The organism is Streptomyces sp. CoH27 (assembly GCF_020181035.1).
Lineage (GTDB): Bacteria > Actinomycetota > Actinomycetes > Streptomycetales > Streptomycetaceae > Streptomyces > Streptomyces camelliae.
In genome coordinates, this window is sequence record NZ_JAIQYY010000018.1 from 14,335 (window position 1) to 37,815 (window position 23,481).

Annotated in this window: 24 protein-coding genes, 1 tRNA gene, 1 pseudogene and 1 riboswitch; of the genes and pseudogenes, 8 read left to right on the top strand and 18 right to left on the bottom strand. The window is 71.4% G+C overall.

Annotation, left to right across the window (positions count from 1 at the left end; all coding sequences use genetic code 11):
• Positions 1-37: 37 nt before the first annotated feature.
• Entirely contained in the window at positions 38-859 is an 822-nt protein-coding gene (gene trmB / locus LE548_RS28260; RefSeq protein ID WP_225099795.1) for a tRNA (guanosine(46)-N7)-methyltransferase TrmB, read from the top strand.
• A gap of 156 nt (positions 860-1,015) precedes the next feature.
• A complete protein-coding gene (locus LE548_RS28265; RefSeq protein ID WP_225099796.1) occupies positions 1,016-2,392 on the top strand; it encodes a PrsW family intramembrane metalloprotease in 1,377 nt (458 codons plus the stop codon).
• A gap of 40 nt (positions 2,393-2,432) precedes the next feature.
• Here LE548_RS28265 and LE548_RS28270 read toward each other — a convergent pair whose 3' ends face one another.
• From LE548_RS28270 to LE548_RS28280, 3 genes are all read right to left on the bottom strand, one after another.
• Positions 2,433-3,377 (bottom strand): aldo/keto reductase, encoded by a 945-nt coding sequence (locus LE548_RS28270; protein ID WP_225099797.1) that lies wholly within the window; start codon positions 3,375-3,377, stop codon positions 2,433-2,435.
• A gap of 76 nt (positions 3,378-3,453) precedes the next feature.
• The gene (locus LE548_RS28275) at positions 3,454-4,479 is read right to left on the bottom strand and encodes a M23 family metallopeptidase (protein ID WP_225099798.1); all 1,026 of its coding nucleotides are present in this window, start codon (positions 4,477-4,479) and stop codon (positions 3,454-3,456) included.
• 7 nt (positions 4,480-4,486) lie between these two features.
• Positions 4,487-4,633: riboswitch (cyclic di-AMP (ydaO/yuaA leader) on the bottom strand.
• A 207-nt stretch (positions 4,634-4,840) separates the two neighbouring features.
• Positions 4,841-6,043 (bottom strand): PP2C family protein-serine/threonine phosphatase, encoded by a 1,203-nt coding sequence (locus LE548_RS28280; RefSeq protein ID WP_225099799.1) that lies wholly within the window; start codon positions 6,041-6,043, stop codon positions 4,841-4,843.
• 157 nt (positions 6,044-6,200) lie between these two features.
• On the opposite strand from LE548_RS28280, the gene LE548_RS28285 reads away from it, so the two are divergent.
• Positions 6,201-6,274, top strand: a tRNA-Met gene (locus LE548_RS28285).
• Positions 6,275-6,320: 46 nt separating this feature from the next.
• Here the strand turns inward: LE548_RS28285 and LE548_RS28290 are convergent.
• Positions 6,321-7,454 carry a dihydrofolate reductase family protein gene (locus LE548_RS28290; RefSeq protein WP_225099800.1) on the bottom strand — a complete coding sequence of 378 codons (1,134 nt, stop codon included), beginning with the start codon at positions 7,452-7,454 and terminating at the stop codon, positions 6,321-6,323.
• 64 nt (positions 7,455-7,518) lie between these two features.
• Here LE548_RS28290 and LE548_RS28295 point away from each other — a divergent pair, with 64 nt between their 5' ends.
• Both LE548_RS28295 and ribA read left to right on the top strand, forming a co-directional pair.
• Complete coding sequence (locus LE548_RS28295; protein WP_225099801.1) at positions 7,519-8,055, top strand: MarR family winged helix-turn-helix transcriptional regulator; 537 nt, start codon at positions 7,519-7,521, stop codon at positions 8,053-8,055.
• A gap of 105 nt (positions 8,056-8,160) precedes the next feature.
• A complete protein-coding gene (gene ribA / locus LE548_RS28300; protein ID WP_225099802.1) occupies positions 8,161-8,811 on the top strand; it encodes a GTP cyclohydrolase II in 651 nt (216 codons plus the stop codon).
• A 2-nt stretch (positions 8,812-8,813) separates the two neighbouring features.
• Here ribA and LE548_RS28305 read toward each other — a convergent pair whose 3' ends face one another.
• Positions 8,814-10,232, bottom strand: a complete 1,419-nt coding sequence (locus LE548_RS28305) for a DHA2 family efflux MFS transporter permease subunit (protein WP_225099803.1) — start codon at positions 10,230-10,232, stop codon at positions 8,814-8,816.
• An 11-nt stretch (positions 10,233-10,243) separates the two neighbouring features.
• Entirely contained in the window at positions 10,244-10,858 is a 615-nt protein-coding gene (locus LE548_RS28310) for an NADPH-dependent FMN reductase (protein ID WP_225099804.1), read from the bottom strand.
• Positions 10,859-10,998: 140 nt separating this feature from the next.
• On the opposite strand from LE548_RS28310, the gene LE548_RS28315 reads away from it, so the two are divergent.
• Complete coding sequence (locus LE548_RS28315; RefSeq protein WP_225099805.1) at positions 10,999-11,685, top strand: TetR/AcrR family transcriptional regulator; 687 nt, start codon at positions 10,999-11,001, stop codon at positions 11,683-11,685.
• Here the strand turns inward: LE548_RS28315 and LE548_RS28320 are convergent.
• Positions 11,682-12,617 carry a DUF1259 domain-containing protein gene (locus LE548_RS28320; protein ID WP_225099806.1) on the bottom strand — a complete coding sequence of 312 codons (936 nt, stop codon included), beginning with the start codon at positions 12,615-12,617 and terminating at the stop codon, positions 11,682-11,684. The two genes, LE548_RS28315 and LE548_RS28320, sit on opposite strands and share 4 nt — an antisense overlap.
• Before the next feature lie 331 nt (positions 12,618-12,948).
• Positions 12,949-14,004 (bottom strand): Lrp/AsnC family transcriptional regulator, encoded by a 1,056-nt coding sequence (locus LE548_RS28325; protein WP_225099807.1) that lies wholly within the window; start codon positions 14,002-14,004, stop codon positions 12,949-12,951.
• Between the two features lie 119 nt (positions 14,005-14,123).
• On the opposite strand from LE548_RS28325, the gene LE548_RS28330 reads away from it, so the two are divergent.
• Both LE548_RS28330 and LE548_RS28335 read left to right on the top strand, forming a co-directional pair.
• Positions 14,124-15,518: a M20 family metallopeptidase gene (locus LE548_RS28330; RefSeq protein ID WP_225099808.1), complete on the top strand. Its 1,395-nt coding sequence runs from the start codon at positions 14,124-14,126 to the stop codon at positions 15,516-15,518.
• Positions 15,422-16,813 (top strand): MFS transporter, encoded by a 1,392-nt coding sequence (locus LE548_RS28335; RefSeq protein WP_225099967.1) that lies wholly within the window; start codon positions 15,422-15,424, stop codon positions 16,811-16,813. The genes LE548_RS28330 and LE548_RS28335 overlap by 97 nt, the downstream gene beginning before the upstream one ends.
• A 436-nt stretch (positions 16,814-17,249) precedes the next feature.
• On the opposite strand, the pseudogene LE548_RS28340 reads toward LE548_RS28335, so the two are convergent.
• From LE548_RS28340 to LE548_RS28380, 10 genes and pseudogenes are all read right to left on the bottom strand, one after another.
• Positions 17,250-17,686 (bottom strand): annotated as a pseudogene (locus tag LE548_RS28340) (NUDIX domain-containing protein).
• A gap of 14 nt (positions 17,687-17,700) precedes the next feature.
• Positions 17,701-18,537: a hypothetical protein gene (locus LE548_RS28345; protein ID WP_225099809.1), complete on the bottom strand. Its 837-nt coding sequence runs from the start codon at positions 18,535-18,537 to the stop codon at positions 17,701-17,703.
• Positions 18,521-19,405, bottom strand: a complete 885-nt coding sequence (locus LE548_RS28350; protein ID WP_225099810.1) for an aldo/keto reductase — start codon at positions 19,403-19,405, stop codon at positions 18,521-18,523. The genes LE548_RS28345 and LE548_RS28350 overlap by 17 nt, the downstream gene beginning before the upstream one ends.
• Positions 19,402-20,571 (bottom strand): JmjC domain-containing protein, encoded by a 1,170-nt coding sequence (locus tag LE548_RS28355; RefSeq protein ID WP_225099811.1) that lies wholly within the window; start codon positions 20,569-20,571, stop codon positions 19,402-19,404. Before LE548_RS28355 ends, LE548_RS28350 begins: the two co-directional genes overlap by 4 nt.
• Before the next feature lie 15 nt (positions 20,572-20,586).
• Entirely contained in the window at positions 20,587-20,721 is a 135-nt protein-coding gene (locus LE548_RS45590; protein ID WP_263636687.1) for a hypothetical protein, read from the bottom strand.
• Positions 20,722-20,900: 179 nt separating this feature from the next.
• Positions 20,901-21,224, bottom strand: coding sequence for a hypothetical protein (locus LE548_RS28360; protein ID WP_225099812.1), 324 nt, complete (start codon positions 21,222-21,224; stop codon positions 20,901-20,903).
• A complete protein-coding gene (locus tag LE548_RS28365; RefSeq protein ID WP_225099968.1) occupies positions 21,218-21,625 on the bottom strand; it encodes an ATP-binding protein in 408 nt (135 codons plus the stop codon). Before LE548_RS28365 ends, LE548_RS28360 begins: the two co-directional genes overlap by 7 nt.
• Before the next feature lie 170 nt (positions 21,626-21,795).
• Entirely contained in the window at positions 21,796-22,644 is an 849-nt protein-coding gene (locus LE548_RS28370) for a helix-turn-helix transcriptional regulator (protein WP_225099813.1), read from the bottom strand.
• Between the two features lie 15 nt (positions 22,645-22,659).
• Positions 22,660-23,193 carry a DUF6879 family protein gene (locus tag LE548_RS28375; protein WP_225099814.1) on the bottom strand — a complete coding sequence of 178 codons (534 nt, stop codon included), beginning with the start codon at positions 23,191-23,193 and terminating at the stop codon, positions 22,660-22,662.
• Complete coding sequence (locus LE548_RS28380) at positions 23,162-23,428, bottom strand: hypothetical protein (protein WP_225099815.1); 267 nt, start codon at positions 23,426-23,428, stop codon at positions 23,162-23,164. Before LE548_RS28380 ends, LE548_RS28375 begins: the two co-directional genes overlap by 32 nt.
• Between the last annotated feature and the right edge of the window lie 53 nt (positions 23,429-23,481).

The window sequence follows — 23,481 nt, forward strand, 5'->3', positions numbered from 1 at the left end:
CGGTCCGGTGGTGGTGGGCCGTAAAATTGGTCGCACTGTGGCTGACTCCCTCAACACCCCCGATGTCCCCGCCCCGGCGGCGCCCCACGCACCCGGTGTGTCCATCCGGCACACCCGGGCCAAGGGGGAGCCGCGGTTTCCGGACGGGCCCAAGGCCGATCCCGCCGGGTCGCACTTCGAGCGGCGGATCCGGAGTTTTCAGCCTCGGCGCAGCCGGGTGACGGCGGGGCAGGCCGATGCGCTGCAGCGGCTGTGGCCCGTGTGGGGGCTCGACATCGACGGGCAGCGGGTCATCGACCTGCGTGAGCTGTTCGGGAACGACCGCCCCGTCGTGCTGGAGATCGGCTTCGGCATGGGGGAGGCCACCGCGCAGATGGCCGCCGGGGACCCGGACACCAATGTCCTCGCCGTCGACGTGCACACCCCGGGGCAGGGCAATCTGCTGGGCCTCGCCGACCGCGACGGACTGACGAACGTCCGGGTCGGCAACGGGGACGCGATCATCCTGCTCAGGGAGATGCTCGCACCCGACTCGCTGGACGGACTGCGGGTGTACTTCCCGGACCCCTGGCCCAAGAAGCGGCACCACAAGCGGCGGCTCATCCAGCCCGAGTTCCTGACGCTCGCCGCGACCCGGCTGAAGCCCGGCGCGCTGCTGCACTGCGCGACCGACTGGGAGCCGTACGCCGAGCAGATGCTCGACGTGCTCAGCGCGCATCCCGACTTCGAGAACACCCAGGCGGACGGCGGCTACGCACCGCGCCCCGAGTTCCGGCCGCTGACCCGTTTCGAGGGGCAGGGACTGGACAAGGGTCATGTGGTGAACGACCTGCTGTTCCGACGCGTATCGCATCCGTGATCACGCGTCATCCAGCCACGATCACACGTAGTTCAGCACTGATCACGAATGGTTCAACCGTGATCGGCCGGCCGTCCGGCATTTCTTGATCAAGCCGGGCAGCCGGTCCGATAATCCGCTCCAGCCCCTCGTCCCGCCACCGTTAGGGTCGATGCCGTGGCCACCAGTCCGATCAGTACTCCGTATCCGGCGTATCCCCCGCGTCCCGACGGTGCGGTGCTCCGCCATCCGCACTGGTGGCAGCGCGGCTGGGTGCGGTACGGGGCGCTGATCACGCTGCTGGCGCTGTCCGGGCTGGTGATCCTCGCGCTGGTGCGCCGGCAGACCGGTACCGAGGGGTTCCTGGTCGGGCTCGGGCTGGCCGTGCTGCCCGTGCCGTGGCTCATCGCCGCGTTCCGCTGGCTGGACCGGGTGGCGCCGGGCCCCTGGCGGAACCTGGTCTTCGCGTTCGCCTGGGGTGCCTGCGCGGCGGCGCTGATAGCCATCGTCGCCAACAGCTTCGCGACCAGGTGGATAGCCACCGCCACCGCCGACCCGGCCGGTGCCGACACCCTCGGCGCCACCGTGATAGCGCCGATCGTCGAGGAGTCCGCCAAGGCCGCCGCCGTACTGCTCGTGTTCCTCTTCCGCAGACGTGACTTCACCGGGATCGTCGACGGGGTGGTGATCGCGGGCATCACCGCCACCGGCTTCGCGTTCACCGAGAACATCCTCTACCTCGGTACGGCCTTCGGGGCCGACCAGCTCTCCGGCGACAGCGGCATCGCCTCCGTCACCGCCGCCACCTTCTTCGTGCGCATCGTGATGTCGCCGTTCGCGCACCCCCTCTTCACCACCATGACCGGCCTCGGCTTCGGGTTCTCCGCGTTCGCGGCGCAGCGGCGGCGCGCACGCCGCGTGCTGCTGCCGGTCTGCGGGCTGCTGCTCGCGATGAGCATGCACGCCTTGTGGAACGGCTCCTCCACGTTCGGCGAGTTCGGGTTCTTCGCCGTCTACGGCTGCTTCATGGTGCCCGTGTTCGGGCTGCTGACCTGGCTGGCCGTCTGGACGCGGCAGCGGGAGCTGCGGACCGTGCGCGAGGAGCTGCCGGCGTATGTGCTGGCCGGGTGGCTGGGGCCGGCCGAGCCGTTCGCGCTGGGGTCGATGCGGGCGCGGCGGGCGGCGCGGGACTTCGCCCGGCACCACGGCGGGAAGCCGGCGGCGCGCGAGGTGGCGCGGTACGAGGCCACCGCCACGCAGCTCGCCCTGCTGCGGCGCCGGGGGCGCCAGGGGAGGGCCGGGGGCGACTTCGTCGTACGGGAGCGGGAGTTGCTGGACGAGCTGTGGCGGCGCAGGGACGTGGCGCGGCCGGCTCTGGAGTACGCGGCGCGTGCGGCTGCTCCGGCTCCGGTGTACTGGGCTCAGCCGCAGTACGGATACGGGTACGGGTACGGGTATCCGGCGGTGCCCTTCCCCACGCAGAACGCGCAGAACACGCCCAGCGCGCACAGCACGCACGACGCGTACAACCCGTACAACCCGTACCGGTCGTAGACCTTCGGGCCGCGGTGGGTCCGGCACCGCCGGACGGGCATCAGGCCGACGCCGCGGTCAGCTGCGCGACCTCCTCCTCCGTCAGCCTCAGGTCCGCCACGCCCAGCAGCGCGGGGAGCTGGTCGACCGTGCGGGCCGAGGCGATCGGGGCCGTGACCGTCGGCTGTGCCGCGAGCCAGGCCAGGGCGACCGTGGCGACGGGGGCCTCGTGGGCGGCGGCGATCTCGTCGAGGGCGGCGAGTACCTTCTGGCCGCGCTCGGACTCGGCGTGCTTCTGGGCCCCTTCGGCGCGGGCGCTGTCGACCTTCGTACCGGGGCGGTACTTGCCGGTCAGGAAGCCCGAGGCGAGGGCGAAGTACGGCACCGCAGAGAGGTTCTCCTTGGCGGCCAGGTCCTGCAGCTCGCCCTCGTAGGTGTCGCGGGAGACGAGGTTGTAGTGCGGCTGGAGGGCGACGTAGCGGGCCAGGCCCTCGCGGTCGGAGAAGTCGAGGGAGGCCTGAAGGCGCTCGGCGCTGATGTTGGAGGCGGCGATGTGCCGGACCTTGCCCGCCTTCACGAGCTCGTCGAGGGCGCCGATGATCTCCTCGACCGGGATCTCGGGCTTGTCGAAGTGGGTGTAGTAGAGGTCGATGTAGTCGGTGCCCAGGCGGCTCAGGGAGGCGTCGGCGGCGGCCTTGATGTTGGCGGCGGACAGGCCCTGGAACTGCGGGTGCTGGCTGACCTTGGTGGCGATGACGACGTCGGAGCGGTTGCCGCGGGCCTTGACCCACTTGCCGATGATCGTCTCGGACTCGCCGCCCTGGTTGCCCTCGGCCCATGCGGAGTAGAAGTCGGCGGTGTCGATGAAGTTGCCGCCCGCCGCCGTGTAGGCGTCGAGGACGGCGAAGGAGGTCTCCTCGTCGGCGGTCCAGCCGAAGACGTTCCCGCCGAGGGCGAGGGGGAAGACCTGAAGGTCGGAGGAACCGAGTGTGCGCAAGGAAGTCATGCTCCACATCAACACCGGCGGAGGATGATCGCATTCCACCGCCGGCGCCGAGTTCACACGAATGCCATGGTCCGGCTCAGGGGTTGAGGCCCTTGTCGCGCAGCCACGGCGCCGGGTCGATGGCGGTGGCCTGGCCGTTCGGGTGGACCTCCAGGTGCAGGTGCGGGCCGGTGACGTTGCCGGTGGCGCCGACCCGGCCGATGACGTCGCCGGTGGAGACCTTCTGGCCGACCGAGACGTTGATCGAGGACTGGTGGCAGAACCACAGCTCGGTGCCGTCGTCCAGGGTCAGGATGGTGCGGTAGCCGTAGGCGCCGGCCCAGCCGGCCTCGGTGATCGTGCCGCCGTGGACGGCCTTGATCAGGGTGCCGGTGGGGGCGGCGAAGTCGAGGCCGGTGTGGTAGCCGGAGGACCACATCGCGCCGGGCTGACCGAAGGTGCCGGTGATCGTGTACGACACGACGGGCAGCGTGTACTGCTTGGCCAGCTCGGCCAGCCGCGCGGCCTCGGCCGCCTGCTTCGCGTCGGCCACCGCCTTGTCCTTGGCGGCGGCGGCCTGGGCGGCGGCGTCCTTCTCCGCCTTGGCGGCCGCGTCGGCGGTCTGCTTCTCGGTGGCGGCGAGCGCGGCGGCGGTGGCCTTGCTGTCGGCCTTGCTCTGCTGCTGCTCGGCCTGGGCCATGATGCGGGTGCGCAGGGCCTCGCCGGCGCCGCCGCTCTTGGTGCTGTCGGCGCTCACGCCGACGCCCGAGAGCCCGGTGCCGGTGGCCTTCGGCGCCGAGGAGGAGCCGCCGCCTTCGAAGAGGTGGGTGACGGAGTCGGGCAGGGAGATGGAGACCGGGGACTTGCCGGTGTGGGCGCTGGCCATGCCGCCCGCGCCGACCGCGGCCATGACGCCGACGCCGAGGACGGTGGAGCTGCGGGCGAAGCCGCCGCGCTGCTTGGCGACGCGGTGCCGGCCACGGACCCGGTCGACGGAGTCCTCGGTGGGGTTCCACTCCTCCCAGGGGCCCTCGTCGGCGCGGTAGGAGCCGTAGCCGAAGCTCTCGGACTCGTCGGACGCCGGTATGAACGGGGCTTCGGGGGCAGGCCGGTTGGACGCCACGCGGGCGTACTCCTTTCCTTCCGTCGCCTACCGGGTTAGCTGACGGGTTCGGAGCGGGAAGGTCTCCTACGCGCGTATACCGACCGGTGTACGCGTGATTCACCCCAGGGTGGTGGTTCCCCGGCTCCCTTGCGGGATTCGGCGCGTGCGCACGGAGCCGCCTCTTGTGGCGGCTGGGACGACCGCGCTGCGTTATCGAACGTTAATAGACCTGCGAGTCACTTTCCAAGCCGTTCGACTTGATCATTAACGCTTTCCGGACCGGACTTACCGCACGATTCCACGGCAAACCGGGCGAGTTGATCGCCGTTCAGGAGTCTCGGCATTTTTGATGGTGTCTCAGATGTTATGCGGACGGCGGTCATCCGGTCACCGTGGGTGAAGGCCCGGGATGCCGTACGGCGAGCAGTGCCATGTCGTCCGTCATCCCGCCGCCGGAGTGCCGGCGCACCTCGTCGGCGAGCGTCCCGAGCAGCGCCGCGGGACCGGGGAAGGCCCGCCCGGCGAGCCGCCGTTCGGGCTCGTAGAACCGGCCGAGGGCGTCCCGGGCCTCGGACAGCCCGTCGGTGTACAGCAGCAGGGTCGCCCCGTCCGGGAAGCGCTCCTCCATGACCTCGTCGGGCCATATTCCGAGGTCGCCCATGCCGAGCGGCAGCGCGGGCTCGGGGGCGGCCAGGGTGCGCAGGGTGCCGTCGGCGTACAGCAGCAGCGGGGGCGGATGGCCGCGGCTGAGGACCCGTACCAGCCCGTCGCCGTGCGGGAGTTCGGCGAGGACGGCGGTGGTGAAGCCCTCGAAGGCGTCGATGCCCTCACGCCGGGTGCCCTCGCGGGCCAGCGCCCGTTCCAGCCGCTGGGCCACCGCCTCCAGCGTGTCCTCCCGCTCGGCGGCCTCCCGGAACGCGCCGATCACCACGGCGACGGCGGCGACCGCACCCATGCCCTTGCCGCGCACGTCCCCGACGATCAGCCGGACGCCGTACGGACTGTCCTGCACCGCGTACAGGTCGCCGCCGATGAACGCGTCCTGCCGGGCCGCCTCGTAGCAGGCGGCGATCTCGAAGCCGCCGATCCGCGCGGCGGGCTCCGGCAGTACGGCCCGCTGGGCGGCCTCGGCGATCTCCCGGGCGGAGGCGAGCCGCCGGTCACCGAGCCGGACGACCCGGTTGATGGCGACGGCCAGCAGGGCGACCGAGGCCACGGTGACGACGTCCGTGACGACACCCGCGGCCGAGTGCTCGCCCCGGGAGCGCACCGCGTACATCGCGACGACGGCCGCGGCACCGGTCAGCACGGTGGTGCGCAGCGAGGACAGGGACGCGGCGATCAGCGGGGCGGCCGTGAAGAACGGTACGGCGGTGAACTCCCTCGGGGTGAGCAGGCCGTACAGCACCCCGCCGGCGATCAGCAGCGCGGGCAGGGCGCGGGCCAGTGAGCGGGGGGTGAGGCGGCGCGGGCGCGGCGGCACGGTCTCGTCGCCGAGGCCCGGGTCGGGCACGGGGTCACCGGGCAGCCGTCCCCCCGCCCTGGCATACGTCCGCTCCTCCTCCACCTCTCCAGGGCCCACCGCTCGTCTCCCACGTGTCCGACGTACGGTCCAGCCTGGCCGCCCCGGGCCGTCCGGGCGACCTCGGCTGACCCGAGCGGATGACACCGCGCGACGCCTCCGCGATCAACCGGTGTGCGAACAGTCCTGCACATGGGGTACTCTGGAGTCACAACGACGCGGGGTGGAGCAGCTCGGTAGCTCGCTGGGCTCATAACCCAGAGGTCGCAGGTTCAAATCCTGTCCCCGCTACTGAAGGCTCAGGGCCCGGAATCCAGTGGATTCCGGGCCCTGAGTGTTACCCGGCCAAGTGTCGGTTCGGCGCCTTCGCCTGCTCCTCGTACTCCGGCAGTACGACCACCTCGGCACCCGCCGTCACCAGCACCCCGCTCCCGTCCGCGGCTTCCACGAAGGTGTCCGGCTCACGCCAGGCCGTCACCACCCGCCGCACCCCCGCCCGCAGGATCAGCTCGGCGCACGGCGCGGGCCGGGACGCGCGCCGGGCGCACGGCTCCAGACTGCTGTACACCGTGGCGCCGGCCAGCCGGGGGTCGGCCGGGTCGATCTTGGCCAGCGCGGCCTCCTCCGCGTGGACCACGGGGTCGTCACCCTCGCGCGAGTAGCCGCGCGCCAGCTCCGTGCCGTCGGCCGCGACCACCACCGCGCCGACGCTGAACGCCGTCTCGGAGGGCGGGCACAGGGCGGCGAGTTCGCAGGCGGTGCGCAGCCAGTGGCGGTCGGCGGCGGAGGGGGCGGGCCCGGTGCCGGGGGCGGTGGGCTCGTAGCGCATGAGGACGACGTCCTCGATACGGCGGGTCTCGACCAGGCGCAGGCGGCCGGCCTGGTAGGCCCCGGGGCCGAACAGCCGCGGTGCCGCCGGGTCGCCGACGAGGAGGGGCGCGAGGACCAGCTGGAGTTCGTCGGCGAGTCCCTGCTGGAGCAGCTGGGTGTGGACGGTGCCGCCGCCCTCGACCATCAGGCGCCGCACTCCGCGCACCACGCGCAGGTGCTCCAGCAGGGCCCGCCAGTCGAGGCCGGGGCCGAGCGGGACGACCTCGGCGGTGTCGCCGAGGAGGCGGGCGGCGCGCTCGGCGCCCGTGTCGGTCGTGTAGACGATCTTCTCGCCGCCGGTGTGCCAGAACTGTGCGGCCGGGTCGAGGTCGCCGGAGGCGGTGACCGTCACCTTCAGCGGATACTCCGGCCTGCCCGCCGCGACGCGGGCCGCCCGGCGCTCGGCGGAGTTGACCAGCAGCCGCGGGTTGTCGGCGCGGATCGTGCCGGCGCCCACGAGGATGGCGTCGGAGGCGGCCCGTACCCCGTCGACCCGGTCGAAGTCGGCCGGGCTGGACAGCAGCAGGCGCTCGGGGCCGGTGTCGTCCAGGTAGCCGTCGAGGGAGACAGCGGCGGACAGCAGCACATACGGGTACGACATCGGCGGGGTCTCCCTGTGAACTGGGCCTCTTGGTTCAAGTTTGAAACAAACCTACACTGGCTGCATGACGACCCGCTGGCTCAGCCCCGAGGAGCAGCGCGCCTGGCGCGCCTACATCGCCGCGACCCACCTCCTGGAGGACGCGATCGACCGGCAGCTCCAGCAGGAGGCCGGCATGCCCCACCTGTTCTACTCGGTGCTGGCCAATCTCTCCGAGGCGCCGGAGCGGCGGCTGCGCATGACCGATCTCGCCGAGTCGCTGAAGATCACCCGCAGTCGGCTCACCTATGCGGTGACCCGCCTTGAGCGGGACGGGCTGGTGCGGCGGGAGGACTGCCGCTGGGACAAGCGCAGCAGCATCGCCGTGCTGACGGACGAGGGGATGGCGGTGCTGGAGCAGGCGGCGCCCGGACATGTGGAGACCGTGCGCGGCATCCTCTTCGACCGGCTCACGCCCGAGCAGGTGGGGCAGCTGGAGGAGATCTTCACCGGGGTCGCGCGGGGGCTGCAGGACGAGAACCCCGAGGCCGGGTCCGGGGCGGGGGATGTGCCGTGGCGGCGCCGGTCGTCGTGCTCGTCGTCCCGGCCGCCCGCACCCTGAGCCGGATCCCACGGAAACCAATTGCTTTAACTTTTAAGCAGGGGTAGGGTCTCCTCGTCTCACTGCTTCAAAACTGAAGCACAAGCCCGCCCCGGAGGGACCCGCATGTCCGACACCCCCGCCGCCACACCGCGCTCCCGTGTCCGGGTACCGCTGCGCTTCCACGACGGCTACAGCGTCGACACCGAACTCGTCACCTTTCACGGCCTGGCCGACGGCCAGGAACACGTCGCCGTAGTCCTCGGCGATCCGGCCCCGGGCTCCGTCCCGCTGGTGCGGCTGCACTCCGAGTGCCTCACCGGTGACGTCTTCGGCTCGGCCCGCTGCGACTGCGGCCCGCAGCTGCGCGAGGCCGTCGAGCGCATCGCCGAGCGCGGCGGGGTGCTGCTCTACCTCCGCCAGGAGGGCCGCGGCATCGGCCTCTACAACAAGCTCGACGCGTACGCGCTGCAGGACCAGGGCCTCGACACCTACGAGGCGAACGCCGCGCTCGGCCTGCCGGAGGACGCCCGCGACTACACCGCCGCCGCGCAGATGCTCGCCGCCCTCGGCATCGGGGAGCTGGACCTGCTGTCCAACAACCCCGACAAGGCCGAGCAGTTGCGCACCCTGGGCCTCGCCGTCCGGGACCGGGTGCCGACCGGCGTCTTCACCACGGCCCACAACGTCCGCTACCTGCGCGCGAAGGTCCTCCAGACCCAGCACACGCTGCCGCTGGCGGAACTGACGGACCTCGTGGAGCGCAACGCGGGCTGACGTCACGGCCGGCGACGGCCCGGAAGGCGCAGGGCCGGGAGGACCGACAGGGACAGCAGGGCCGCGGCCACCGCGTAGGTGAGACGGAAGCCCGCCGGGTCCTGGCCCGCGGCGCCCAGGACCACCGAGAGCACCGCCGTGCCCACCGACGCCGCCAGCTGGGAGTTGATGCTGAGCGCGGTGCTCGCCGCCGGCATCCGGTGCACGGGCAGCTCCCGGGTCGCGGTCGTCATTGTCGGCATCAGCACCGTGCCGACACCGGCGCCCATCACCATGGCCGAGGCGACGAACCGCCAGGCCGCCACCCCGGGCACGCCCGCCTGCCAGGCCAGCAGCGCCATCCCGAGGGCGGCCAGCCCGATACCGGCCGGGATCAGCCGGCGCGGGGACGCCTGGTCGACCCGGCGCGCCGCGAACTGCATCGCCGTGCCGACGACGAGTCCCGTCGGAGCGCCCAGCAGCCCGGCGGCCGTCGCGCTCAGCCCCCGCTGCTGCTGCCAGTACAGCGGGCCGAGCAGCATCGAGCCGAAGTAACCGCAGGTGAACAGGGCGAGTGTGGTGATGCCGGCGGCGAAGGTACGGTCGCGCAGCAGCCGTAGGTCCAGCAGCGGTTCGCGCACGGTCAGCGCCCGGCGGACGAAGGCGGCCGTCAGGGCGGCGCCCGCCAGGGTGGGCAGCAGGGCGCCGGGGGCGGTGAAGTCGCCGCGTTCGCCGCCGCGCGCGAGGCCGTAGAGGAGCAGGGCGAGGCCCGGCGAGAGCATCAGCAGGCCGGGGACGTCCAGGCGGGCGGCGGTGCGCGTCGGCGCGTCCGGTGTGTCGCGCGGCAGCAGTCGTACCGCGAGTGCCAGGGCGAGCAGGCCCACCGGCAGGTTCACCAGGAAGATCCAGTGCCAGGACGCAGCGTCGACCAGCCAGCCGCCCAGCACCGGGCCGACCACCGGCCCGACCAGGATGGGCAGCCCGCCCACGGCCATCGCGCGGCCGAGCCGGCGCCGGTCGGCGACCCGCATCACCATCGTCATCCCGACCGGCTGGAGCAGCCCGCCGCCCAGCCCCTGCACCGCGCGGAAGGCGATGAGGCTGCCCGCATCCCAGGCGCACGCGGCGAGCAGGGAGCCGAGCGTGAACAGGACCAGCGCGGTCATGTACGTGCGCCGGGCGCCGATCCGGGCCATCGCCCAGGCGGCGACCGGGATGACGGCGGCGAGCGCGAGCGTGTACGCGGTGGCGGTCCACTGGATGGTCTCCAGCGGGGCACCGAAGGACTCCGACAGCGAGCGCATCGCGACGTTCACGATCGTCATGTCGAGCACGGCCATCATCGAGCCGATGACGGTCACGGCGAGCGTGCGCCGCAGGACGGTGGCCGGGCCCGGTGGTACGAGGCCCGCCGGTGCCGCGACCCGGGTGGTGCCGCTCATCTCCGCCCCCCTCAGCCCGCGTACGGACGTTCGGCGCGGGCGGCCCGCAACGCCCGTCCCCACCAGGCGAGCTGGCCGAGCATGCCCTTGGTGGCGCCGGTGCAGACGTCGGCGTCGCGCGGGGTGCCGTCCGCGCCGAGGCCGGACCAGGGCCCGTGCAGGCTGACCGAGTCGCGCACGGTCGTCGCGTGCAACTCGGCGAAGACCAGCCGCAGTTGCTCGACCGCGCGCAGCCCGCCGCCGAGGCCGCCGTACGACACGAAGCCGACCGGCTTGGCCTGCCACTGGGCGTGGTGCCAGTCGATGAAGTTCTTCAGGGACGCCGGGAAGCTGTGGTTGTACTCCGGCGTGACGACGACGAACGCGTCGGCTGCGGCGAGCCGCGGCGAGACGCCCGCCAGCACGGCAGCGGTCTCGGGGTCCGGCGCGCCGCCCCAGCCGGGCAGTACGAGCGGCAGGTCCACCTCGGCGAGGTCGATGACGTCGAGGTCGAGGCCGGGGTCGTCGGCGGCGGCCCCGAGGAACCAGTCCGCCACGGCCCGGCCCTGCCGGCCCTCCCGGACGCTGCCGACGACGACGGCGACGCGGAGCGGCTTGTCGTGGTGTTCGTTGCTGGTGACAGACACAGGTGTCCCCCAATTCTCCTGGCGGCCGGCCGCTCGGCGCGGCCTTCTGCCCAGCAAGGTACAACGGGCGTTGTAGAAATGACAACGACCGTTGTAATTCAGCTAGAGTGGCTGGCCACACGGGAGGCAAGGAGGCGGGTGTGAGCGAAACGAACGCGTCCCGGATGGAACGGGCACAGCGCGAGATCTCACCACGCAAGCTGGAGAAGCAGATCGCCATCGCGGGCGCGGCCTGCACGGTCTTCGGCCGCGAGGGCTACGCACGCGCCTCGGTCGACGCGCTCGCCGCCGAGGCCGGCGTCTCCACGCGCACGCTCTACAACCACTTCCCCGGCGGCAAGGCGCAGCTCTTCCAGACCGTGGTGACCTGGACGTCCAGCGAGGTCCGCGACGCCCAACTGGCCCGGCTGCACGCGGTGCTGGACCCGGAGCGGCCGCCGCACGCCGACGACCTGGAACGCGACCTGGTCGCGCTGGCCCGTGCGTTCGTGGGCCTGATGACCGACTACCCGAACCACTTCGCCCTGGTCCGGCACATCCACGCCGAGGCCGACCACGTACCGCCGGACGTCCTCAAGGCCTGGCACGAGGCCGGCCCGGAGCCGGTCGGCCGGGCGGTCGCCGAGGCGATGGCCCACCTGGCGGACGCCGGCCTGCTCGACCCGCACGGCGACCCGGCCATGGCCGCCGCCCACTTCATGGCTCTGACCTCGCACACGATCGTCCAGTTCACCCACTACGGCGTCCTGCCGCTGCCCCCGGCGGAGACGGACCGTCTGGTCAGCGGCGGGGTGGCGGCATTCCTGCGGGCCTATGGACGGGCCTAGGCGCTGCGGGGTGCGTGGAGCTGGTCCAGGCCCGCGCGCAGGTCGCGGGCGAGCGTGGTGGCGTCGCCGGTCTTCCAGAAGTGCAGGTAGAACAGGCGCGGCTGCTCGTAGAGCAGGTGGCTGTGCAGCTCGATGACGGTCATACCGCGGCTGCGCAGGGCCTTGATCACGGGGTTGACCTGGTCGGCGGTCATGGTGAAGTCGCCGTTGACCGCCGCCCGGCCACCGCCGAGCGGCTGGAACATCAGCAGCGTCGAGGTCTCCATCAGGTACGGCAGCGTGATGCCGGCGCGGGTGTCGGTGACCGGCCGGGAGACCGGGACGTGGTACTGGAGCACGCCGTTCTCGTTGTCGCCCTTCGTGCCGATGATCCGGTCGAGCGCGCCGGTGTCGAGCGCGCCGGGACGCTCGCCGACCGATTTCTGGCCGAGCGGGATGTGGGTGGTGGCGAGAGCGGAGTGCACGGTGCGGGCGATGGCCACGGGGTCGCCCAGGGCCCAGTAGTGCATCCACCACAGCGGCGGGGTCTCGTCCTGGAGGTGCTTGTGCAGCGCGGTGATCTCCACGCCGCCCCGCTGGAGGCGGTCGGCGACCGCACCCACCTCGCTGCCGGTGAGGGTGACTTCCCCGATCATCAGCGTCCGGCCGCCGCCGGCGGGATGGAAGGACGCCTCGGCGTTCAGCTCCATGGCCGGATTCTCGGTCACACCGGCATTGACCACGTGCAGGTCGGTGCGCAGCCACTCGGCGGTGTGCACATCCTGGGCCTCGGTGGTCAGGGGTCGGCCGATCGCGCGGCCCACGGCGTTCCAGTCGGTGCCGCGGGCCTGGCCGGAGGCCGTACTCAGGGCGAGGGCGAGGGTGGTGGCCAGGGCCACGGCGCCTGCGGCGACGATCGTGGCGGGGCGCCGGGACAGCTCTCGGTGAGCCATGCGTGCCTCCTGGTCGCGTCGGCGGGTCACCTGAAGACTGGTGTCACTCCCTCCCCAGGGCACCACGTACCGGCCCGCGCCGCGCGCCGAGCCAGGATCCACGCTCACCGACGATCCGGCTGCCACCGCCCTTTCGTCCGAGCCGGGCGGTCCGCCTGCCGAACGAGTCCATGGAGACATCCACGGCGGACGGCCCACTCGTGGGGCACTCTGCCTGACCCCATACCTACGGGTATCCGCCGAACCGGCGCCCAAGCACGTTCCGCAGGCCACGAGAGCTCCCACTCACGCACGAGCCCGAAAACGCGATCGGTCCTTGTCGGCGACGACGTCAGGTGGGGCCCGAAACCCCCTCCTCGTCCCACAGCGCGAGCGGTGTCGCACCGATCCGGTAGCCGTCCTCGTCCAGCAGATGACCGCTCAGCTTCATGGGCCACAGAGCGACCGCGCGGTCGGTGACGGTCAGGTCAGGGGCCCGTTCGGCGAGGCGGATCTCGAAGCGCTGGGCGTCGTCGAGAGACCGTACCCAGGCGACGAGATGCAGGTTGTGCCGACTGAGGACGGTGGCGCACAGGCGTACCTCGCGCATGCCGGTGACCCGCTGGGCGACCTCGCCCAGCCGCGCGGCCGGGACCCGGCCCCACAGGGTCACGCCGACCGGCCAGTCCGACAGGGAGCGGGCCACTTCGCAGCGGGCGTGCAGCAGATCCGCGGCGAAGAGCCGCCGGACGTGGCGGCGGACGGTGTCCGGGCTCACGCCGCACTGCTCGGCCAGCGTGCGGTAGCCGGCTCGGCCGTCCACGGAGAGGGCTGCGATCAGCCGCTGGTCCAGTGCGGTGAGGGGGAAGGCGGGGGTTGCCGTACGGCGCTGCGGCTCGTCGGCGGTGAGCAGCGCGACCTGTTCCCGGCTCAGGGCCCGCAGGCGCCACCGGCTGGCCTCGGTGTGGACCCGCGCGGCCAGGTGGGTGCGGACGGCCCGTACCCCCTCCAGCGCGGCGAGGTCGCCGGTCGTCCACCGGGTGAGGGAGGCCAGGTCACGGGCCATGACGTTCAGCAGCAGGTCGCGGTCCCCGCTGGCCTGGGAGAGCGCTGCGACATGCGGTACGGCGGCCAGTGCGCGCGCTACGTCCGGCAAGTGTCCGGGAGCGCAGTCGACCTCGACGAAGGCCAGGCACCCCTGCCCTGAGTCGGCCAGCGCGGGGGCGGGGTGGCAGCTGATCCAGGCGGCGCCGGCCTCGGCCAGCCGCTGCCAGCGCCGGGCGACCGTCACGGCGTCCAGGCCGAGCGCGGTACCGATCCTCGCCCAGCTCGCGCGCGGGGCGATCTGGAGAGCGTGTACGAGTGCCTGGTCCACGTCACCCAGAGATTGGCGTAGATGCTGCGCCATCTCATGCCTCCCTGCATGTTTCCTGCACTTTCGGCCCGCCAAACGGTCAGAGCTTCAGTCTGGACCCGATCCGCCCGGACGTACCAGTCATTCGCACAGCACCAGGAGGTCGATCCGGCATGTCGGTCGTGGAACGCGCCAAGGAACTGCAGCCCGAGCTGGTACGGCTGCGTCGCTCGCTGCACCGGGAACCGGAACTGGGCCTTCAGCTCCCGCGCACCCAGGAGAAGGTGCTGTCGGCCCTCGACGGGCTTCCGCTGGAGCTCACCCTCGGCAAGAGCCTGACGTCCGTCACGGCCGTGCTGCGCGGCGGGAAGCCGGGCGGCGCGGTCCTGTTGCGGGGGGACATGGACGCCCTGCCCGTCACCGAGGAGAGCGGGGTGCCGTACGCCTCCGAGGTGTCCGGCCGGATGCACGCATGTGGGCACGACCTGCACACCGCCGGGCTCGTCGGCGCGGCTCGGCTGCTCGCCGAGCGCCGCGAACACCTGCACGGCGACGTGGTGTTCATGTTCCAGCCTGGCGAGGAGGGTCACAACGGCGCCGGCACGATGATCGAGGAGGGCGTCCTGGAGGCGGCGGGCAAGCCGCTCGACGCCGCGTACGCGCTGCACGTGGCAGCCAACCGGGTGCCCGGCGGTGTCGTGATCACCCGTTCCGGCACCATCACCTCCGCCTCCGACCGGCTCACCGTGACCGTGCGGGGCAAGGGCGGCCACGGCTCGACTCCGGCCGCCGCCAAGGATCCGATCCCGGTCGCCTGCGAGATGGTGACGGCGCTGCAGACGTGGGTGACGCGGACGTTCGACATCTTCGACCCGGTCGTCGTCACCGTCGGCTCCTTCCACGCCGGCACCCAGGCCAACGTCATCCCGGACAGCGCCGAGTTCCATGCCACCGTGCGCAGTTACTCCGAGAGCGCCCAGGAGCGGCTCGCCGAAGGGCTGCCCCGGCTGGTGACCTCCATCGCCGCTGCCCATGGCCTGGACGCGGAGGCCGACTACCAGACCAACTATCCGGTCACCGTCAACGACGCCGACGAGACCGCCTTCGCCCTCGCCACCGCCCGCGACCTGTTCGACCCGCGCGAGGTCTGGGAGTCCCCGCAGCCCACCAACGGCTCCGAGGACTTCGCCCACGTCCTCCAGCAGGTCCCCGGCGCGATGCTCCTGCTGGGCGCCGCCCCCGAACGCGCCGACTGGCAGTACGCGCCGATGAACCACTCACCGCGTGCCGTCTTCGACGACCGCGTGCTGTACCGGCAGGCGGCGCTCCTGACCGAGCTCGCCGAGCGCCGCCTGGCGGGCACGGGAAGGTCCGCGGGGGCGGCCGAGTCACGAGATCCGCAGGTGCGGGGGAATCCCCGCAATCGCCTGTTCGCGTCCGCGCCGTCGTCGGCGTCCTGGTCGTCTTCGAGCTGTTCAGCGGTTTCGTACAGGGGGCGGACGCGCCGCTGCTGCCCGCGGTCCAGGACACGTGGCACGTCGGCGCCGCTGATGCCCAGTGGTTCATGACCGTGCACTACCTCGCAGCGGCGGTCACCGTGCCCGTCCTGGGGCGCCTCGGCGACCTCCACGGCCACCGGCGTCTGCTGCGCGTCGCGCTGCTGTGCGTCATGGCCGGTACCGTCCTGGTCGCCCTCGCCGGCAGCTACCCGCTGGTGCTCGCCGGCCGCGCTCTGATGGGAGCCGTCGCCTCCCTGCTGCCCCTGGAGATCGGCCTCGTGCGCGGCCGGCTCGACGCACCGGGTGCCCGGCGTGCGATCGGCCTGCTGGTCGCGGCCCTTTCGCTGGGCTCCCTGCTCGGCCATGCTCTTTCGGGCGCGCTGCTGGGGATCTTCGGCGGGGTACGGGTGGCCTACGCGGCGCTGGCGGTGCTCGCCCTCCTCTGCACGGTCCTGGCCTGGAGCGCCGTACCGGAGTCCCGTCGCCGCTCCGCGGGGCGCATGGACTGGGCGGGCGCCGTCCTGCTCGGACTCACCCTCGTCGTCCTGCTCGGTGCCCTCTCCCGCGCCAGTGCCTGGGGCTGGACCTCACTCCCCCTGGCCGGGGCACTTCTGCTGACGGTCGCACTCGGCTGGGCCTGGCTGCGCACCCAACTCGCCCGCCCCGACGCCCTCGTCGACGTCCGGGCGATGGCCCGGCGCGTGCTCGCCCCGCACTACGCCGCGGGGTTCGTGCTCGGCGCGGTCCTGCTCGCCGGGCAGTCCGTCGCCGTCACCTACCTGGCCGCCGACCCCGCCGCGGGCGGCTACGGCTTCGGCCTGGCCACCTGGCAGATCGGTCTGTGGAGTGTGATCCCCAGCGTCCTCGGCATGGCGGCCTCGGTTCTGGTCCCGGCCATCGGCGCACGCCTCGGATACCGCCGGATGCTGGTGCTCGCCTCGGCCCTGGCAGCCGTCGGCCACGCGGGTCTGATCCTCGCCCGCGCGCACCTGCCCCTGTTCATCGCGGCCTACTCCGTGGCGGGCCTCGGCATCGGCCTGTCCCAGAGCGGCCTGCCCACGGTGATCGCCGAAGGCAGCGCCCAGGGCCGCGCCGCGAGTGCCACCGCCGTCTACAACAACCTCAAGACACTGGGCGGCACCGTCGCGGGCGCGTGCTCCTCCATGGTCCTCGGCTCGCTGGTCGCCGGTGCGTCGGACGCTCCCTCCGGCACCGCCTATCTCCTGCTCTGGGGCCTCGGCTGCACCGCGTGCGCCGTCGCGGCCGTGCTTCAGGTGCTCGGCGGGCGCCCGGCATCGCTCACGCACTGGCTCGAAAACGAAGCAACGCCCGAGCCGACCGAAGCCGACCCGGGCGCTGCGTAGCAGGTCAGAGGGGTTAACCCCCCGCCTACGTGCCGTAGGCCCTGTGGGACTCGAACCCACAACCAATGGATTAAAAGTCCTGGCCAAGGCTTGCCGGGTGGTTCCGGGTGCTGCCTCGGCGTCCGGTAACGCCTGGTCAGGGCACATCCGGAATGATCGCCAGTCTGTCCCATGTCGGCTCGTGCCGCACCGTCCGCTCACGCATCGCTCACGCAAAAGGGCCCGCTGACCAGTACGTTCAGTACCGATGTGAGCGCTGTTGCAGCGGCGACCACGGCCACCAGGTGAAGCCCCTCTCGATCGGCTACCGGAACCGTGCCTCGAAGCCAAAGCCCCGTCCGTCGCATCGATGGACGGAGCCTTCGGCCTGCACGTGGCCACAGTCGAGAGCCGACCTGCGCCAGCATCTGCCCTGATTTACGACCGATCAGGGCAGCTACCGCCAGCCGTCAAGGGAGATCTCCGGACCACCCGTGAGATATCGGCGGAGGGCGCTCGCCGTGGTTTCTACGAACGCCTCCGGGATAGCCTCAGCGCTGACCCAGCAGACCTGGGTGTGCTTGCTCGGTTCTCGGGCTCGCCCGTCCATTCGTGGGCGGCGAAGACGACGGTGAGGAAGCCATTGGGGGCTTCGACACCCCAGGCACCGTGGATGATGTGGGCGACCTTCAGGGAGTGCGGCTTCACGGTTAGGCCGGTTTCCTCGTACAGCTCGCGTACGGCGGTCTCTGTGATGGGCTCGCCGGGTTCGCTTTTGCCGACGGGGAGGTCCCACATGCCCTGTGCGAACTTGGCGTTCTGGCTGCGTTGGAGGAGGACGACGCGGTTGGTGGCCTTGTCGTGGACGATGACTGCGGCAACGAGGAGGGTCATGGATTCGACCGCTCTCACCTCGTCCTCTCGTATGTCGCGTCCACGTACTCCTTCACCGGGCCCGCAAGTTCCTTGTAGAACGGCGTGCGGTCGGCAGCCTGGAGAACCCGGGCGCAGATGGTCAGTTCTGCCACGCGTGCGGCTGGGGTGTCGAGGATGTGGCCGAGGGTCTGGCGGACACGGGCGGCCGTGGCGGGGGTGTGGAGGGAGTAGAGGTAGAACTGGGCGGCGTCGAAGCCGACCGGGGCTTGTCCCCAGCCTTCCCAGTCCAGGATGGTGAGGTCGGGACCGGCGAGGTTTGACCAGTGGAAATCGCCATGGGCTGTGGACCACTCGATCTGACCGATATCGCAGCCTGTGTATTCGGGGATGGCCCGGCGGATGTACTCCTCGCGTACGGCGATGCGTTCGGTGGGGACTTCGGCAAGGCAGTCGAGTGCGGTCCGCAGCTTCGTCCACCATGTCTTGGGGAGGGCCGGGTCGTGTTCGAGGACCGGTGAGCGGGAGATGACGGTGGCGTCCGTGTGCTGATACAGCTCGGCTCGGTACGCCCAGCCGGCGGCCTGCCAGTCGTGGACGTCGTGGAGGACAGGGCGGGGGATCGCGGGAGGAAGCAGTTCCTGGGCGGTCTTCGGGCCGTCCCAGAGTTTCCCGTGCGCCTTGTCGGGGTGCTCCGCGACGACGCGGAGCCAGCCGGTGCCTTGCGCGCTGGTCACGGCGCCGGAGAGGGTCCGGCCGGCGTAGCCCCAGATGGGTTCCTCGGCGAGGTCGGTCAAGGCGAGAGCGGTGCACGCAGAGATCCTGGCGTTACGCATGCGCTGGGCGGTGGCGTCGTCAGGCGCCGAGAACATCGATCACCTCGTGCAGGGTCTTGTCCGGGAGCGGAGGTAAAGCAAGGACGCGCTGGGCGGCCTCCCAGTGTTGCGCGTTCCCGGACCCCAGGAGGACGTGATTCACCCCTGGGGTGTACGCGGTGACACGCAGGGCGGCCTCGGCCGGGGTGGTGCCTGGGTCGATGAGTTGGGCGAGTTCGTCCGTGACCATGGTGGGGAGTTCTCCGCCATGCAGGGGGGCGGAAATGAACGTGTCCAGGCCGGCTGCGGTTGCCTCAGCCAGGGGGCCGGTGCCCTCCAGGGCCTGGGCGACCGGTTTGAGCATGACCAGTGAGACGGGGAGCTGGATGGCGGACAGATGATGGCCGCGGCCTCCGCAGTGGGTGGCGATTTTGAGGAGGTCGGCGACGCTGAACGCGCCGTCGAAGCCGGTCCAGGTGGCGACGCCGTAGCCTCCGATCCGTCCGGCGCGGGCCTCGGCTTCGAGGGCGGTGAAGGCGCTGGTGATGGCGTCGTGAGGGCGGCCGGCTTGTTCGGGGTTGTGGACGAAGACGATGTCCGGCACGCGGCCCAGCTCGGCGCGGTTGTGGTGGCTCTGCCAGGCGACGTAGCGGTGTGTGAGGCAGTGGCCGGAAGCGGCTTCGGCCGGTGTGACGACGCCCGCGTCGCTGGCGGCTGCCGCAATGTCGGGGGTGAAGAATCCGACCTTCGTCGACACACGCAGGTCCCGGTTCCCGGCGAGCACCGGCTGAAGCTCGGCCTGGGCACGGCCGTGGTGGTAGTTGGGGGCGGTGTCGATCCAGGATGCCCCGCAGGCGACCGCGGCGACGGCCGCCTGCGGGATGTCCCGGCACCGGTACGTTCCCAGTGCGAGGTCGGGGCTCACGGCTCGCTCACCACCGCGACGTTTGCGTGGACCAGTTCCGTCACGAGCCCGGCGACTTGTCCGACCGTGAGGCCGCTCGTTTCCGCGAGGTGCCCCAGCGGCGCCGAGGCGCCGTCGAGGAGCGGGGACAGCACAGCGCGTACGGGCGGGGCGAACGTCCACTCTTCGCCGCCGGCGAGGAGCACGACCTGGTCCTGATGGTTGTCGGTGAGCTGGGCTCGGGCTGTGGTGAGCCGGACATGCAGGTCGTCGCGCGCCGGTACGGCGTCGAGGAAGGGCAGTGACGGCATGGGGCGGCCCGGTTCGATGCCGTCCCTGGCGGTGAGGAAGTCTGCGATCGCACCGTCGTGGAGGGCGTCCGTGACTTCCTTGCGGAGGAGTTCGAGGTAGGCGGCCTGTTCCTGCGGCGGGGCGAAGACGGGCAGGTGCGCGCGTACGGTTTCCGAGGTCCGCAGCCGGTCCGAGAGCCAGCCCAGCAGATCTGCGCCGGTCGTGGTCTGGAGTCCGCACGTCAGGTGCAGGGATCGGCCCTCGGTGGCCGCCACCGCGTGCCACCAGCCCCGGGGCAGGTAGAGCATGTCGCCGGCGCGCAGGATGATCTCCTCGATGGGCTCGTCTGCCGGAGGCTGTGGGGCTTCGATGTCACGGTGGAGGGGGTTGGTCCGGGTCAGCCCGTACAGGCGCCACCGCTTGGCTCCTTCGAGTTGGACCACGATGACGTCGTGATCGTCCCAGTGGGTTCCGAAGCCCTCCGTCGCGGTCCAGGAGGCGTACACGTTGATCTGAACGCGGCCCCGGAAGACCGCTTCGAGGGCCTGTGCCAGGCATTCGGCGGGCTGGTGGAGTTCATCCACGGCGTCCAGGACCAGTGAGGCACCGTCGAGGAGCTGGCCGTGCAGCCGCGAGGGCTGGATGCGCTGCCACACCACGTTCCTGCGGGTGGTGACGGCGGTGGCGTAGCGCTGCCACGGGATGAGTTCCCCGTCGCGGTGAAGGCGGAGGCGAGGCGGTTCAAGGCGGCCCCGGCCGATGACGGTGTTGAGGTCGCCCCATGTCAGGACGGAGGAGAAGTCGGCGACGCTGCGCCAGATGCGGTAGGTGCGGCCGAAGGCCCCGGTGGGGAAGTCCCCACCGAGGCGTTCGACCACCTTCGAGAAGGCGGTCACTTCTGTCGGCTCCGCTCAGTCGTTGGTGTCGGAGACGCCGGTCGAGCCGCCGTCGGACGGCTGCTCCGCACGGGAGCGGGCGGCGGCGATGGACTTCCGGGAGACGATCAGCCCGTCCTCGGCGGGCTCCATGACGACGTTCTCGGGCATCGTGCACTCCTGTTTCTCTCGGCTTCCTCCCGCTCAGTCAGAGCGAGAGGTTTTGGGCAGATCCGCTGTGCCGGTTGCAGTCAGCGGTCTGGAGCGGCGCCCGCCCACCTGGGGGGAGACGAGAGGACGCCGTACCGCCCGGGGCTGTCCTTCGGTACACCGGGCGGGGTCTGTGGGTACTACAGGGAGGCCCGCAGGCCCTCCAGGACGAGCGAGAGCAGCGCCGTGTCCGGCCGGGTGGCCTCGACGGCGGCTCGCCCGTCGGCGTGCCACTGCGCGAGTCGTTCGTGCCACGCGGCCTCGGCGCGCATGACTTCGGTACGGATATCTGCCAGCGCCAGATCGGTTTCCGTGCGCAGCCGCACGAGGTCGGCGGGTGTCAGGCGCAGGGTGCGGACGGTGATCCTGCCCTGCGTGCGCCGGGGTACAGCCAGCTCCACGCATCGCTCCGGATCGGCGACGCCCGCCAGCTCGTCTTCTGGCAGCAGTCGCAAGGTCAGCATGGCGGGACTGCCAGCTCCGCCCAGACGGTTTTGCCCCAGCGCTTTCGGTCATAGCCCCAGCGGTGTGACAGCGCGTCGATCAGTACGAGGCCACGCCCGGTTTCATCGCCGCCGGCGGCCGGACCCATTTTCGGCAGGGCGTGGGATTTGTCGGTGACGCCGATCCGTACGAGATCGTTCGTGACGCGTCGGACGGACACCCGAATCAGACGGCACGGGGTGTGGCGGACTGCGTTGCCCACCAGCTCGGAGACGATCAGTGTGCCCGCATCGGCCATCTCGCCTATGCCCCAGGTGTTCAGCGCGGCCGAGACGAGCCGCCGGGCACGGCGGGCCATCTCGGGCTCGCAGGGGAGGGTTTCGGTGTAACCGGCCGGTCCGACTGTGGTGGGTCTGGTCATGACGCTCACGGGGTCGTCTCCTCGGGGCTGGACGTCCCACCCGCAACAGGGGGTGCGAGCGGGACTCTCCTCCACTGCCGCCGAGGGGAGCCTGGCCTGCCCGGCGACGTCAACGACCGTACGGAGAGCCGGAGTTTTGCCTCAACGAAATTGCGGGGAATTGCGCAATGTCATCCGAGGGAGTCGATCGCCGCGTTGATCAGAGCGCGGGCGGCGTTGCCGTGGACAGCCATCTTCGTCAGCTCACCGAACGCCTTGCGATAGTCGGCAAGTTCGCGCGGTTGCACCACGTTGACCTCGGCCGTGAGGGTTTCCACGACGCTGCGTGTGCCGTCATGGAGGTAGAACGCCTCCAGCGGCCACATGGTCCTCTGCACGGTGAAGGGGATGACGCCCAGGGAGACGGAAGGGAGCGGCATCACGGCCAGCAGATGCCTCAGCTGTCCGGCCATCGTCTCGGCGTCGCCCACGCGGTAGCGCAGGACGCACTCCTCCATGAGCACGATGAACCGGTGTCCGCCCTCGTACAGGAACCGGCTCCGGGCGACGCGGGCCGCGACGGCCTCCGAGACGTCGTTGGGGGTTCCCTGGAAGTCGGTGATGGCTTCCATCAGGGCTGTGGCGTACGCGGGGGTCTGGAAGAAGCCGGGTACGACGTTGGAGACGTACGCGCGTGTGACGCCGGTCTGCGCGTAGAGGCCGTAGAAGTGCTCCTGGGTCTTGCGCATGCCCATCCGGTGGCTCCTGCGCCACTCCACGTACATCGAGTCGACGGCGCGGGCCGTGGCGATCAGGTCGTCGGCCTGGTCAGCGGCGCCACAGGCAGCGCACCAGGCGCGGATGTCCACGTCGGTGGGCTGTACCTCGGCTTTTTGGATGCGGGTGGTTTTCGCGGGGTGCCAGCCGCACCGGGCGGAGAGTTCCTTCCCGGTGAGGCCGGCGTCCTTGCGAAGGTGCGTCAGGCGCACGGCGAGCGCTTCACGGGCGGCCTGAGCGCTGGACGAGGGAGAGGCGGGCATGGGCCGGAGCGGGGGTCAGACGGCGTACTTCTCGTGGTCGACGGCACGCTCCCACACGGCCTCGAAAGCGTCGGAGCACAGCTTGACCACGGCGGGGTCCTCGCTGAATTCCTTGGGTGGATCGGCCCAATCGCCGTCCCCGGTGAAGATGTTGAACTGCACCAGGCGGTCGTCGAACAGCCAGAAGTCGGCTCCCGGCAGGGCGATGTCCACGGCCCGACGGCGGGGCAGCCAGCGCACCAGTTCACCCGCCTCGACGTTCAGCGGGGTGGCGGCGTGTTCCCAGCGGATGTAGTCCGTCACGGGCTCGGAGACGATCCTGGCTCGACGCATCACCACGCCACGGCCGACAGCCTCCCGCACCATGCCCAGCCAGCCAGGCCACCACCGCGCCGTCGGATCGAGATCGACGTGGCCGGTGCGCTTGAACTCCTCGAACTCCTGCGCCTCGTCACCGACGCCGTACGCGTCGCGCATCTCCAGGTGCACCGCGCTGCGGCGGGTACCGGCCAGCAGCTCAGCGAAGCTCGGCACGCCGCTCTGCGACATCGCACGCCTCCCTCAGAATCGGCACCATGCGGGCCGGAATGCGGATCACCGTCTCGTGGGCGGGGATCCCCACCGCGTGACCGGCGACCCACTCCGTACCGCTGACCAGTGCCTCCAGCGCTTCCTCGGCCTTGACGCCCTGGAGGACCAGGTCAGCCGTCTCCTCTTCCACCCACACCGTCGGCGACCCCTCGCCCCCGGTGTTGGGGTCGATCCCGATGAACTGTAGGTCCACGATGCCCTCCCAGATCAAGTCGGTTGCGCGTTCTTGCGTGCGACGCTTCCGAA

Excerpts from the sequence above, each read along its gene's own strand:
- ribA (WP_225099802.1), top strand. The coding sequence starts at position 8,161 with ATGTCCGACACCCCCGCCGCCACACCGCGCTCCCGTGTCCGGGTACCG.
- LE548_RS28320 (WP_225099806.1), bottom strand. The coding sequence starts at position 12,617 with ATGGCTCACCGAGAGCTGTCCCGGCGCCCCGCCACGATCGTCGCCGCA.
- LE548_RS28305 (WP_225099803.1), bottom strand. The coding sequence starts at position 10,232 with ATGAGCGGCACCACCCGGGTCGCGGCACCGGCGGGCCTCGTACCACCG.
- LE548_RS28270 (WP_225099797.1), bottom strand. The coding sequence starts at position 3,377 with ATGACTTCCTTGCGCACACTCGGTTCCTCCGACCTTCAGGTCTTCCCC.
- LE548_RS28360 (WP_225099812.1), bottom strand. The coding sequence starts at position 21,224 with ATGCTGACCTTGCGACTGCTGCCAGAAGACGAGCTGGCGGGCGTCGCC.
- LE548_RS28330 (WP_225099808.1), top strand. The coding sequence starts at position 14,124 with ATGTCGGTCGTGGAACGCGCCAAGGAACTGCAGCCCGAGCTGGTACGG.
- LE548_RS28345 (WP_225099809.1), bottom strand. The coding sequence starts at position 18,537 with ATGTTCTCGGCGCCTGACGACGCCACCGCCCAGCGCATGCGTAACGCC.
- LE548_RS28290 (WP_225099800.1), bottom strand. The coding sequence starts at position 7,454 with ATGTCGTACCCGTATGTGCTGCTGTCCGCCGCTGTCTCCCTCGACGGC.
- LE548_RS28375 (WP_225099814.1), bottom strand. The coding sequence starts at position 23,193 with ATGTCGCAGAGCGGCGTGCCGAGCTTCGCTGAGCTGCTGGCCGGTACC.
- LE548_RS28325 (WP_225099807.1), bottom strand. The coding sequence starts at position 14,004 with ATGGCGCAGCATCTACGCCAATCTCTGGGTGACGTGGACCAGGCACTC.
- LE548_RS45590 (WP_263636687.1), bottom strand. The coding sequence starts at position 20,721 with ATGCCCGAGAACGTCGTCATGGAGCCCGCCGAGGACGGGCTGATCGTC.
- LE548_RS28370 (WP_225099813.1), bottom strand. The coding sequence starts at position 22,644 with ATGCCCGCCTCTCCCTCGTCCAGCGCTCAGGCCGCCCGTGAAGCGCTC.
- LE548_RS28365 (WP_225099968.1), bottom strand. The coding sequence starts at position 21,625 with ATGACCAGACCCACCACAGTCGGACCGGCCGGTTACACCGAAACCCTC.
- LE548_RS28295 (WP_225099801.1), top strand. The coding sequence starts at position 7,519 with ATGACGACCCGCTGGCTCAGCCCCGAGGAGCAGCGCGCCTGGCGCGCC.